The following is an 11,223-nucleotide window of genomic DNA, read 5'->3' as shown; positions in this document are numbered from 1 at the left end:
CGATGTTGTCGGCGAGTAGGCATCTCGATGTGCCCGCTGGACGTCTCCGGCAGGCGCCCGGCTGAACGATGCGCCGAGGTGCCGTTGTGCTTCTCCTCGTCGTGGCAGGGCTTGCGGCGGCTGTGCTGGTCGGAGGCACGATGTGGGCCGAACGTCGCGCCTCCAGTGTCATCAAGCCAACTGATCAGGCGCGTGTCGGAGAAGTCGTCTTGACTGATCCCACACAAGAGACAGAGATCGCGGTCCGCATCTGGAGGCCGAGCCAGCCGGTGCAGCGCGACGCGGTGAAGGCGGGCGCTTCTGATCGAGGGCTGCCGCTGGTGATCTACGTCCCCTCGTGGGGTGGGCGCCGGTCCGAGAACGATGTGTTGCTCTCCACCGTCGCCAGCGCGGGCTTTATCGTCGTCGCCATGGACGACATCAGCCATGACCGGCCAGATCCCGCGATTGACCCTGCCGACGAGACGGTCCGGTTGGCGCCGTTCAGCATGCAAACCGCGCAGGACTACGCAAGCTTCCCGACCACCAGTGAGCGCCGAACTCGGTTGGGATATGACAAGCTCCAGCGCGTCCTGGCGGCGCTGCGCGGCGGACAACCGACCACAATGCTTGAAGGAGCCGATTTCTCCCGGATTGCGGTGGTCGGCTATTCGTTCGGCGGTGCCGTCGCGGCGAGAGCTCTCGCGTTGGATGAGGCCCTGGCGGCTGGTGTCGATCTCGATGGCTGGGTGATCCACACTCCTGCAGCCGCCGGGCTGAAGCGCCCGTTTCTGGCGGTGTATGCGTCATTGCCGTCTTCAGAACGGACATGGTCGTATCGTCCGAACTACGAGACCAAGATCGGATGGGAGGATTTCGGCTGCCTGCTGGCGCTGGCGCGCTCGTCAGGCTCGGACGTGTTCATGGTCGACGGCGCGAGGCATTCGGACTTCTCCGATCAGCTCTACACCGAGGATCGCTGGCGCGATTGGCGGCCGTGGGCCCCCAGGCGTATTGCGCCGGAGCGGATGCATGCGATCATCGACACGCTCCTCGTGCAGTTTCTTGTCGGGCATCTGATCCAGCGTGGAGGTCCGCCCAGGACGACTTTTGCAGAGGTCAGGTCGGTGACGGAGATCGAGGGGCTCATTCCGAGCGGCCCGCGGCCGGGCGCCGGTTCAGCCAATTAGATCAGGCACTGCTCCATGAGCGAACCGGTTGAGATCTGGGAGATCAGCTTCGATGAAGCCGGGGCGGTGGATTGGCAACTCCTGGATCCGCGCGAGACCGCCGCGGCGGATGCGTTCATCCACGCTGAGGATCGCTATCGCTACGGTGTGATTCATACCGCGTTGCGGCTGCGGCTTTCCGAGCTCCTCGGCATGGCTGCCGAAGCGGTTCCGATCGTCGTCGGAGCCCACGGCCGGCCATTCGTTGCTGGGCGCGCCGCAGAGATCGATTTCAATCTCTCGCACAGCCGGCGGACCGGGCTGATCGCGATCTCCAAGGCCGGGACCGTCGGAGTCGACGTCGAGGATCGCGACGCCAGGGCGGACTATTCGGAAATGATCGATACCATCTTCGAGCAGCACGAGGCCGCTTGCCTGCATCGCTTGGAAAAATCCGTCCGCAACGATCTTTTCCTGCGGGGATGGACCCGCAAGGAGGCGGTGGCGAAGGCTGTCGGAACGGGGTTTCTGCTCGACCCCAAGCTGTTCCAGGTGCCGCTGGATGACGGCGGCAGTTGGAGCGTGTCGGTGCGCAGCCCGATGAGTCGCCGGCTCGCGCTGATCGATCTGAGCTCGGATGCCAGGGCGGCTGCCGTTGCAGGCGTGGCTCTGCCGACTCGTCCCCGCGTACGCCGATTCCACTTCGCGCAGACCCTCCGGTCGCGTGCGGCTTCCACACGCTAGGCCTCAAATTCCTCCATACCGTCGCAAGGGCGGCACGGTAGCTCATGGCCTCCTGATCCCTGCTTGCCGTTGGTTGCGCCTAGTCAGGCGCGGAATCCCTCCGACCTGTCCTCTTCTGGCGCGAAGTGGCCGAGGGGCGTCGTCAATTTGCAAGCTCACGTTAACCTTTGACGCTCATTGTCACGACATTGGGCGGAGGGGGCAATGAAGGGCTCTGGAATTTCATTCTCCGAAGTTCCCGAATCGGCCTTCGGAAATACGGACGACGAAGCCGGCCCGTCATCGGGCCCGCTGGCCGAACTCCAGTATTCCTCTCCTTGGCCCTGGGTGGCCGCGATCTTCATCAGCTCTGGACTGTGGGCCGGTATCGGCTGGCTGATCTTCGCCTGATCCCCGCCATGTGATTCCTGGCTCCGAGCAGCGCTTTCAAGTCATGAGCGTGCGCGCACGGGCATGCCATCATCGACGTCGACGGCTGAGTCGCTCCCCAAGCGGGCGGGGCTGGCCTCTTACGATTTCGAAAGGAACCACCTCCGATACTGAGAGAATCGAGGGGGAGCAACGATGCGGACCATCCGGATACTGACAGTCGCCACCGTTTTCATCGCCGCCTATCAGCCAGCTTGGGCCAGCGAGGCCTATGTGAGCCAGCCCGTCGGCGGCAAGGCGCAGCAGGCGCCGACCGGATCCGCTCGAACCACCGCTGTGCCGGTGACGATCGAAAGCGCCGCGCGCTTGATGAAGGCTGCTGCTAAGATGCCTGATCCCGGCACGGCCAACGTATCGATGGTCGCTCAGTCTGGTACTCTGAACTCGGCGCTTCTGGCGCAGGTGGGCGGTGGGAATTCCTCCTACATCATCCAGCAGGGATCCCAGAACAGCGCCATCGTCAGTCAGCGCCGGTAGTCGAGGCGGCGAAGCGATCCTGTTGAGGCGTATCGCCGGTCGAAGCCTTCGCCATTTGCGGCCGGCAATGCTAATGACGGGATCGAGAGAATCGTCCGGGGGACGGACGATCTCCCATCGCGAGGGAGCAGCAGATGTCCTATCCGGCAATGCTATTGGCGGTGATGAGCGTCGGTGGTCTCGTTTGGGAGAGTGGCGCGGTCAAGTCGCCCGCGGCCGGCCAGGCCGGAACCTTCCTGGTCGCCAACGAGGTGTATGTCCAGCAGCCGCACGGCATGCTTCCGCCGCTCGCGGCCCGCGCGGGAGAAGCCCCCAAGCTCTCACCGGAGAGCGGGTTGGTTGCTCCGAAAGCCCCTCCCGGCGGTCTGAAGCCGGACGCACCGAAGAAAAAGGGCTCGCCCGAACTGAGTGGTGGATCGCCCGTTCCGGCCGGGAGCAATGGCCAGGTGTCCTGCGATCCGAGCAACGCGTCGTCGCAAGCCTGCTACAGCGCTACCCAGCAAGCCAGGCCGCCGACACGCTGAGATCGCCTCGGCTGAGTGCCGACGGCTTCCTGTTCGACGTTGCGGCCGAGTTGGTCGTTGCTCAACAGGGCGGGGCGCCCCAAGCAAAGACCGTCTGAACGATTGCTGTCCGAGTGAAGAGCATCGGCGTGAACTGCGCCCGATGTTGCCGGCCGTTCGCCAAGTCAGATCCGCGCGGAGCGGCTCTCGACCCGCCCAGGCGAATTCTTCAAACGATGAGCGCTGTCGGGACTGGGAGATACCAGTCCCGGATCACATCGCAGGCGGGGCGGTCGGAATAGCCGCCTTCCGTTGCAGCTCGAGCTCGCGCATGAAGGCGGTGCCGGCGGCCGGATCCTTGAAGTTCCAAAGTTCCTTCTTCACGCCCTCGAAGATCAGCGAATAAACGGCGAGCTGGATGCCCTCACGCACCGCCAGGGTGGTCGGAGAGTTCTTGGTGAAGCCCGCATCGGCCTGCAGCAAGCTGTCGATCGCGACATACTTGAAGCCGCTGCCGCTGACGTTCACCGAGTAGATGATCTTCGTGGTCGTGACGGCGGCGAGAACACGGCCAGTCTGGACGCTCACCGCGCGCAGTGACACCGTGACGATGTCCTGCCGATACTGCATGTTGCCGCCGAGACCAAGGTAGTTCGCACCGATGCCGCCGGTGGTCTCGTTGGTGTCGTATCCGACGATGCCGCCTTCGAGCAGCACGCCGGCGAATCGCAGCGGCGGCAGGCTCTGCGCCTTCTCGCCCTGCAGGGCCGATCGCGTATTCTGAATGATCTGGCGTTCCTGCAGCAGCGGCTGCAGGTCGGCGCGTTCCGCAACGTCGAACCAATGTCCGCCGCCGGCGGTCAGCAACACATCGGTGAGAATCGCGCTGCCGCCTTGCGTGACGGCGCGCGAGAACTCCGCGAAGTTGTCGTTCGACTTGTTCTGACCGGTGAGGTCCGGGAAGTTATAGACGGCTACGTCGAGCTTCTTGGTCGGAGGAGGAAGCTGCTCGAGGACGACGCCGGTCTTGGTCGACGCCACCATGGTCGCCGGCGGAGTCACCGGGTCCTTATCGGTTCCGGTGATAGCGCATCCACCTAAGGAAACAGCCAGCAAGACACACGCCAATACTCCGGCTCTGCTATCCATCGCCGCCGCCCCCCGTTTAGCTAACTCAATACTGACCAAGCAATGTTGATGCTCGGTTACGGGCTGGTCGAAGCTGTGGTCGGCGTACCACCGATCACGATCACGGACGAACCGCTGCCGACATTGCTGAGCGCCGAGCTCAAGCCGGACAGATCCGGTGTGTTGTTGCTGCCGGACTTCGCGCCCATGCCCTGAGCCTGGGCGGTGCTGAGAAGGAAGTTGCCGTTGAGCGGATTGCCGTTGAAGGTCGGGCTGACGGGCCGATAGATCTGTTCGGTCGCGAAGCTGGGCGCTGTGAGAATCACCAACGCGGCAGCGGCTAGCAGAAACTTCGACTTCATCCTACCCTCCTATAAGCTACAAACAATTCGTCTCATCGTCTGATCGGCAGGCCTCCGATCACTAATGCGCCGCTCGGTAATCGTCCGACGAGGAGGTTCAGCGGCGCTGCACCATTTCCCTGCAGGACGCCGACCGACGTTCCTGATGTACCAAGTAACACAAGATTGGATCGAAGGTTGTTGCCAGCCTGCAACACACCCACCGCATTGTTGTTGCCGCCGATGATGCCGACGTTGGAGACGTTACCAAAGCCGCTTTGGGCCTGGAAAACCGTGTTGTACGAGCCGATTTGCAGCGTGCTCGCGTAGTTTCCGCCAGTCATTCTCGGCGCGGCCATCTCCGGCAGAGACATCTTTTGCCGATTACCGTTAGCGAAATTCGCCGCGGTTCCGTTACTGAGCGAAGTGGGCGCTAATCCGATCACGGGACTGCCGCCGTTGCCGGTGGCCTGCGAAATATAGGCTGTTTCTGCATGCGCGATCGTCGCGTGTCCAGCGCCCGCGGTAGCGACGGCCAGCGCGGCCGCCATCGAGTACAACCGCGATGTCATGGTGAAGCACATGATACGCTCCCTTGATTGGATCTTATCGTTAGTTCGGACCGAGCTTTTGCTGCTGGCGACTGATCGACGATGACGCTGGTCAGCACCTGGTCCGCCGGGCCGGTGAGTTCGAAAGTTCCGCTCTGGGCGCTTTGGCTCACGCCGCTTGTCGATTGTTTGAAGACGTTCAGTTGATATTCGCCCGCCGCGGCGTTTTGCGCATGAAGGATCGCGTCGATCCGCAGCAGATTGCCGTCCGGCGTAGTTCTGATCTCGCAGTCGAGTCCCGTCGTGTTGCTCGCGTTGGCGTCGGGCAACCCGATCGAAATCAGCAGCAGGCCCGCACTGCAGCGGGCGAGGTGACTGAAATGTCGTGACGCGACAAACATCGAAATGACGACTCTAGGTCTGTGTGAACTGGTTTGAACTAATCAACTTGCGTGGCGCGGAATTCGAAAGTGATCGTGCTTTCGTCGAGGTTTGGCGACGAAATCATTCGTTGGGCGGTGCTCATTGCCCGAGGCCTGGATAGTTAAACTTGATTTAACTGCCTCCACAAGGGTGGACATGGATTTGAATTAATTCGTCATCGGCCGGATGGCTGTGTCGGCTAAAGAATCAAGAAAGTCACGATTTTTCGGTGCTTTTTGCACTGCTTTTGCCTGAGATCCGGCCGTGTTGACATATGAGTCAACGCCGATGAGGCCGCGGTTCCGCGGCGTGTTGACCTGTATGTCAACGCATCAGGTAGCAGCCGACCATTAGTGTCTCGATTCCTCAAAAACCGACGTGTTAGCGGGCTGTTAGTTCCGTGGCGCTTCGCGGTTAGGTTGACAGTTAAAGTAAATAACCGGTTTACGGTTGTCCGAATAGTTAAGTTGGAGTTAAATCGATTTTGAGGGCGGCGATGGTCGTCGACCCCGCTTCGGATAACAGGGAATAAAAACATGCGTATGCTGACAACGCTGGCCGTCCTGTTGGCCACGACGTCACTTGCTTCCGCCGCCAGCAATGAATCGTTCATCGTGCAGGCTGGATCGACCAACCACGCGATCGCCGGACAGACCGGTGGTAACAACAAGCAGGGCACCGTTCAGCTCGGTCGCGGCAACTCGGCGCTGACCGCGCAGAGCGCAGCTTCGTCGAAGCCCAACGAGTCGGGCGTGCTGCAGATCGGCGCGCAGAACGGCGCCGTTGCGCTGCAGACCGGTGGCAACAACAAGCAGGGCACCGTGCAGGGCGGCGTGCGCAACTTCGCCGTCACCTCGCAGAAGGGCCGCCAGAGCGCTGCCACCCCGAACGACTCGACGACCGCCCAGTTCGGCGCGTTCAACGGCTCGATCGTCAATCAGAAGGACGGCAACAACAAGCAGACCACGCTGCAGGTCGGCGGTAGCAATTTCGCGGCGACCTCGCAGGATAACGCCGGCACCAACAAGAACACCTCCTCGACCACCCAGCTCGGCGCCTTCAACAGCGCGCTGGTCGGCCAGACCGGCGGCAACAACAACCAGACCACTCTGAGCGTGGGCGTCGGCAACTTCGCCGCCACCAGCCAGACCGGCGTTGCCACCCTCGGCCGCACCAACGAGTCGTCGACCCTGCAGTTCGGCAACTTCAACCGGTCGTTCGCCGGTCAGGCCGGCGGCGGCAACGATCAGGGCACGCTGCAGTTCGGCTACGGCAACCTGTCGGCGACCGGCCAGACCACCAACGCCCAGGGCGCCACCAACTCGGCGCTAACCACGCAGATCGGCATCGGCAACAAGGCGGTGACTCTGCAGAGCAGCAAGGGCTCGCCGAGCTTCGCGGCGAACGACGGCTCGCTCAGCGGCAGCATCAAGACCACCGAGAAGTATACGACGCCCAAGTCGTCGTTCCCCTACTACCAGGTCAATCAGCCCGGAACGACCAACTACGGCCCGGTTGCCTTCCCGTACACTGCCCCGGCGGTTTACGGCGGCGTGAATGCTGCGAGCACCCTGCAGGTCGGTAAGGGCAACTCCGCCCTGACGGTGCAGAATTCGGAAGGGGCTCGTACTGGTGTCGCCCTTTCGAAGAGTGTCGATGTGCCGGTGGGGTTCGGCGTCTGGCATGGCCTGCCTGACCCGACCAAGACGGTTTACGGCACTGTCACCGGGACCGCTGAACTTCCCCAGGCGGTCGCTCTGAAGGGTGTAAATAACAACGCCGCGACCGTCCAGGTCGGTAAGAAGAACGCTGCGATCACCCTGCAGGACGGCGTCAGCGCTCTGCCGGTGTCGAACGACTCGCTCGTCGCGCAGTTCGGCGAGAAGAACGGCGCGCTGGTCAGCCAGCAGAACGGCCTGAACGGCCAGGCGACCATCCAGCTCGGTGACCGCAACAACGCCGTCACCCTGCAGAAGAACGCCCCGGTGTCCGGCACGGTCAACGCCGCGGCGACCATCCAGGCCGGCTCGAAGAACCGTGCCTTCACCAACCAGGTCGCCAATCCGCTCAACGCCGGCCTCAACGGATCGCTGATCGCCCAGTTCGGCAACAGCAATACCGCGGTCGCCGCCCAGAGCACCGGCTTGCAGCCGATGATCGGCGCGCTGAACACGCAGGCGACCGTCCAGGTCGGCACCGGCAACTACGCCGTGACCGCCCAGAACAGCGCGACCGTGACCAACACGTCGGTGACGGCGCAGTTCGGCTCGCACAACGTCGCGTTCACCTCGCAGCACTAAGATGCCTTCGGACGGCGGGACCTCGGTCCCGCCGTCTTTTTTCGGGCGGCCGAATACCGCGGCCGCACCTGCCATCGGCAATATTCTGAAGGTTTCGCTCAGGAAGTGGCCTTTGGGGCGCACGAATTCCTTAAATGACCGGTCCGGTATCTAGTTCCGTTGAACCGTTGTGCTGCCAAAGCATACTAAATCTTAGGGCCTGGGGTCCCGCTGCTTGGTGGGATGGATATTTGGCAACACTCCGCCTGTATTCATTCAGCAAGCCGACAAAAAAGGGCTGTCAACCTGTCCGCTTTGGTGCACAATGAACACTACTTGCAAGTGATAGGACGGCGCCACGTTGTATTGAGGATCGCGGCTGGGTAGGAGGTTCCGCAGTGACGTCTTATCATTTTGATATCGGCGGTCGTGCGCAGAAGGCAGGACGATTTATTGCCCGCGTACGAGACGAATTGCTTAAGGTGCTTTCAGAGAAGAAGAGGGACGGCCTGACCCAACAGGCACTCGCCAAACGCCTCGGGGTCAATCGTTCCGTGATCAATCGCCAGCTCTCCGGCGAAAGCAATCTCACCTTACGCAGCCTTGCTGATCTGGCCTGGGCCATGGACATGGAGCTGTCGTTCGAGCTTCGCCAGCCCGAGCGCCATCCCGGACAAAACGAGCCAGTGACCACCTCGACGCTCAGCTACGGCCAGATAAAAGTCGTTAATATCCGCTCGGTGAAAAACGACCTCATGCCGGACCAGCGCGCGCGCAACTCGAATTTCCAGAGCTTCTCGGGCGCCGCGGAGTAGGGTCGTCGTGGCCTTCCCCGACGCCGCGTCATGGTCAGGAGTTCCTGACCGACCCGACCGCGCGACAATCGGATTGTGGCGGGCTGCGGTGTCGCCCAATCAGCTCATTGATCTTTGGCGAAGCAACGGATGGTGAGCGGCCGCTGTGCCGCAAGCCTTGTTTGGTCTCTCGCATGTCGACCGTGCCGGAGATCGCTGCGCGGTTTCGTGTTTCTGAAGATGACAAATAGGGCCCAGCTCGGTGTCCGCGGTGAGTTGCTCGGACATTCTAGCGCGCCAGTTCCAATCGAATGCACCTCGATATGAAAATCGAGGCAAGCATCGCAGCTTGAGCGCTTCATCGATTGCTTGAAGCGGACTCGGCCCGTCTCAAGGGGACGAAGTCCTCGCCATCCCGATCTCGTAACAGAACAGCTCTGGAATTGATGGGTGAGCGCGAGATGCGCGCGGTCCACGTTCGGATGTTCATAAGTGAAGTCGGGCGCGAACGGGGAGGGCGGCTGCCAGGTCCGACCGGCTGCGGCTGAGGTCTGCGCCGGAGTCTCTGCTCACGGCTCGCTCGCCCCTCGGCAAAGTCGTCGATCGCGCCAGCGATCGACGGTAGATCTCAGTTAATGGCCGCTGGCCCATGTTCCAGGGCGACTTGAGGCGTTGCTTGCGACGAGACGGCGAGCGATCCGAGATGAAGTTCGGTCGGACTGTCGTTGATGACGGCGCGCACGTGGATCATGCCCGGCGATTTGATTTCGCAAGGTGAAAAGATCAGGCTTGCCGCAACCACGATGTAGGGCATCATCGGCTGGTCTTTCGGCAGGCTCGTCAGAAGATTGATCTGGTCCTGCAGCGCAGGCACTTCGATGGTCTCCTCGGCGATCGGCTTATCTTCGCCCGGCAGATAGCATCGGACCCGCAGAGATTTGTACGGCTGATCGGCGGGCGAGAAGACGTTGAAGTGCACACACAGCTTGGGCAGCGACAGCGGGAACTCGTTCGTCACGAACATCGCCGAGTTGTAGCACCCGATAAAGCTGAGTTTTCCGCCTGCCTCGGTACGAATATCGTCGCAGAAGATGCAATATCCATATCGTTCCATTTGAGCTCGCTTGAATAAAAGGGTGTCAGAAAAGCATTCGGGCCAAAAGGCCGGCCTGAGCCAGTTATCTCAGTCGGCGCGCACGGCGCGATCGAGCATTCTAGCGCGTGTCGTTCGGACATCCCGATCGAAAGATCGTCGATGCGCGGCGTTGGATCGGTCCCAACGGACATCCATCACTGCGGTTCGAGACCGATCCGGACCCGACAAAGTTAATTTCCGCGCTGCGCACTTTGCGGGATCGGATAGCGACAGCTCAGCCCCGCCGAGCCGGCCAGCTAATTGCGCGGACGGCACCGCCACGAGGTGTTCGCGCGCCGGCGAGGCCCCGGAAACAGCAACGCTTAATGAGGTAGCAAAGCGCGTAGTGACTGTTGAATAGCCGCCATCTTCACATTGAAATGACGTCATCGGGTGAACTCCCTGTGACACACAGGGTAGCACCTATACCCAATTCTCGTCGAATTCGGCGGACTGATGTGCGGTAACCTTTATATAAATTGTGATCTTTTACGTGGTCGGTCCAATCGCCGAAAACGGCGACGAAACAATCCTTGCGTAGGAACCAACCGAAGATGCGCACGTCGGGAGTTTTCAATTCCCATACGGCGCTTTGCTCGACGCGTATCATCCTGAATTGACGGACATAAACCAAAGGCCGTCCGGAAATATAGGCGTAGAACAGCGCATCGACTTGTTCGGCGGGGGTCGCTTCGCCGAGCCGTTGGTCAGGCTCCGCCCCCCCCAGCAAGTTCTCAAGCCATTCGATGAAATTTGGGGTGCCATACAGCAGCCGGGCCGGCTGCGCGCCTGCTCCGAGATCCACCTCGATCCGTCGTATCGCCCCTTGCCGCAGCAGATCCTCGATCGTCACGTGTCCCCGCGCGCTCCCCTTACGATCAGACTCTGTCGCTCCGTAGTGCCCGCCAGACTGCCCCGCAGGCTTCTACCGAGCTGCCGGAGTCCCCACCGGCAGTCTGACCAGATTCCCGTGCAAATTCGGTCACGTCGTGGCCGAATTTTGCCATTTTCGCTTTCGTCCAGCGCCCCGTCGATCGATGCGCATTGCCCAACAGCCCAGCGATTGCTCAAGATAGGCTGCAGCTGGTGGTTGTGTGAGTGCTTTCTGCGCCTCATTCACGGCGAGCGTTTGCCGGTCGTTCCCCCCTGATTTCCAGCCCCCCGGATGGCTCGCTGGGCGTCGAGATCATTGTGCGAGGTTAACCCGGCCAAGGGCAGGGCGCGCGCGCCGCGATCCACATTGGAAAAGGCATAACGTTAATAAATACCTT

The 11,223-nt window shown here is 61.5% G+C and carries 13 protein-coding genes; 7 read left to right on the top strand and 6 right to left on the bottom strand.

Translation table 11 applies throughout. From position 1 onward, the window contains the following. Window positions 1-140: 140 nt before the first annotated feature. The 5 genes from HZF03_RS16785 to HZF03_RS16765 all read left to right on the top strand — a co-directional run bounded on the left by HZF03_RS16785 (window position 141) and on the right by HZF03_RS16765 (window position 3,322). The gene (locus HZF03_RS16785) at window positions 141-1,169 is read left to right on the top strand and encodes an alpha/beta hydrolase (RefSeq protein ID WP_234832315.1); all 1,029 of its coding nucleotides are present in this window, start codon (window positions 141-143) and stop codon (window positions 1,167-1,169) included. Window positions 1,170-1,184: 15 nt separating this feature from the next. Next, on the top strand, window positions 1,185-1,892 hold the full coding sequence (locus HZF03_RS16780) for a 4'-phosphopantetheinyl transferase family protein (RefSeq protein ID WP_119019561.1): 708 nt from the start codon (window positions 1,185-1,187) through the stop codon (window positions 1,890-1,892). Between the two features lie 204 nt (window positions 1,893-2,096). Then, window positions 2,097-2,282, top strand: a complete 186-nt coding sequence (locus tag HZF03_RS16775) for a hypothetical protein (RefSeq protein WP_012496714.1) — start codon at window positions 2,097-2,099, stop codon at window positions 2,280-2,282. A gap of 174 nt (window positions 2,283-2,456) precedes the next feature. Beyond that, window positions 2,457-2,798: a curlin repeat-containing protein gene (locus tag HZF03_RS16770; RefSeq protein ID WP_012496713.1), complete on the top strand. Its 342-nt coding sequence runs from the start codon at window positions 2,457-2,459 to the stop codon at window positions 2,796-2,798. Between the two features lie 134 nt (window positions 2,799-2,932). Beyond that, window positions 2,933-3,322: a hypothetical protein gene (locus HZF03_RS16765; protein WP_012496712.1), complete on the top strand. Its 390-nt coding sequence runs from the start codon at window positions 2,933-2,935 to the stop codon at window positions 3,320-3,322. A 252-nt stretch (window positions 3,323-3,574) separates the two neighbouring features. Here HZF03_RS16765 and HZF03_RS16760 read toward each other — a convergent pair whose 3' ends face one another. Genes HZF03_RS16760 through csgH form a run of 4 tightly spaced genes read right to left on the bottom strand, consistent with a single transcriptional unit; the run spans window position 3,575 to window position 5,722 of the window. Further along, complete coding sequence (locus HZF03_RS16760; RefSeq protein ID WP_011158875.1) at window positions 3,575-4,450, bottom strand: CsgG/HfaB family protein; 876 nt, start codon at window positions 4,448-4,450, stop codon at window positions 3,575-3,577. Between the two features lie 56 nt (window positions 4,451-4,506). Continuing rightward, window positions 4,507-4,791, bottom strand: coding sequence for a curli assembly protein CsgF (locus tag HZF03_RS16755; protein WP_011158874.1), 285 nt, complete (start codon window positions 4,789-4,791; stop codon window positions 4,507-4,509). A 32-nt stretch (window positions 4,792-4,823) separates the two neighbouring features. Continuing rightward, entirely contained in the window at window positions 4,824-5,354 is a 531-nt protein-coding gene (locus tag HZF03_RS16750) for a hypothetical protein (protein WP_119019562.1), read from the bottom strand. Beyond that, window positions 5,339-5,722: a curli-like amyloid fiber formation chaperone CsgH gene (csgH, locus tag HZF03_RS16745; RefSeq protein ID WP_012496710.1), complete on the bottom strand. Its 384-nt coding sequence runs from the start codon at window positions 5,720-5,722 to the stop codon at window positions 5,339-5,341. Before csgH ends, HZF03_RS16750 begins: the two co-directional genes overlap by 16 nt. A 558-nt stretch (window positions 5,723-6,280) precedes the next feature. Here csgH and HZF03_RS16740 point away from each other — a divergent pair. Beyond that, a complete protein-coding gene (locus tag HZF03_RS16740) occupies window positions 6,281-8,044 on the top strand; it encodes a beta strand repeat-containing protein (protein WP_119019563.1) in 1,764 nt (587 codons plus the stop codon). Between the two features lie 377 nt (window positions 8,045-8,421). Continuing rightward, window positions 8,422-8,838, top strand: coding sequence for a helix-turn-helix domain-containing protein (locus HZF03_RS16735; RefSeq protein WP_011158870.1), 417 nt, complete (start codon window positions 8,422-8,424; stop codon window positions 8,836-8,838). Between the two features lie 607 nt (window positions 8,839-9,445). On the opposite strand, the gene HZF03_RS16730 is transcribed toward HZF03_RS16735, so the two are convergent. After that, window positions 9,446-9,931 (bottom strand): DUF6941 family protein, encoded by a 486-nt coding sequence (locus HZF03_RS16730; protein ID WP_119019992.1) that lies wholly within the window; start codon window positions 9,929-9,931, stop codon window positions 9,446-9,448. A 391-nt stretch (window positions 9,932-10,322) separates the two neighbouring features. Beyond that, window positions 10,323-10,805 carry a hypothetical protein gene (locus tag HZF03_RS16725; protein WP_011158867.1) on the bottom strand — a complete coding sequence of 161 codons (483 nt, stop codon included), beginning with the start codon at window positions 10,803-10,805 and terminating at the stop codon, window positions 10,323-10,325. Between the last annotated feature and the right edge of the window lie 418 nt (window positions 10,806-11,223).

Origin of the sequence: Rhodopseudomonas palustris (assembly GCF_013415845.1) — a bacterium.
Taxonomy (GTDB): Bacteria; Pseudomonadota; Alphaproteobacteria; order Rhizobiales; family Xanthobacteraceae; genus Rhodopseudomonas; species Rhodopseudomonas palustris_F.
This window is presented reverse-complemented; position numbering and strand designations above follow the sequence as displayed.

Excerpts from the sequence above, each read along its gene's own strand:
- HZF03_RS16785 (WP_234832315.1), top strand. The coding sequence starts at position 141 with ATGTGGGCCGAACGTCGCGCCTCCAGTGTCATCAAGCCAACTGATCAG.
- HZF03_RS16780 (WP_119019561.1), top strand. The coding sequence starts at position 1,185 with ATGAGCGAACCGGTTGAGATCTGGGAGATCAGCTTCGATGAAGCCGGG.
- HZF03_RS16775 (WP_012496714.1), top strand. The coding sequence starts at position 2,097 with ATGAAGGGCTCTGGAATTTCATTCTCCGAAGTTCCCGAATCGGCCTTC.
- HZF03_RS16770 (WP_012496713.1), top strand. The coding sequence starts at position 2,457 with ATGCGGACCATCCGGATACTGACAGTCGCCACCGTTTTCATCGCCGCC.
- HZF03_RS16765 (WP_012496712.1), top strand. The coding sequence starts at position 2,933 with ATGTCCTATCCGGCAATGCTATTGGCGGTGATGAGCGTCGGTGGTCTC.
- HZF03_RS16760 (WP_011158875.1), bottom strand. The coding sequence starts at position 4,450 with ATGGATAGCAGAGCCGGAGTATTGGCGTGTGTCTTGCTGGCTGTTTCC.
- HZF03_RS16755 (WP_011158874.1), bottom strand. The coding sequence starts at position 4,791 with ATGAAGTCGAAGTTTCTGCTAGCCGCTGCCGCGTTGGTGATTCTCACA.
- HZF03_RS16750 (WP_119019562.1), bottom strand. The coding sequence starts at position 5,354 with ATGTGCTTCACCATGACATCGCGGTTGTACTCGATGGCGGCCGCGCTG.
- csgH (WP_012496710.1), bottom strand. The coding sequence starts at position 5,722 with ATGTTTGTCGCGTCACGACATTTCAGTCACCTCGCCCGCTGCAGTGCG.
- HZF03_RS16740 (WP_119019563.1), top strand. The coding sequence starts at position 6,281 with ATGCGTATGCTGACAACGCTGGCCGTCCTGTTGGCCACGACGTCACTT.
- HZF03_RS16730 (WP_119019992.1), bottom strand. The coding sequence starts at position 9,931 with ATGGAACGATATGGATATTGCATCTTCTGCGACGATATTCGTACCGAG.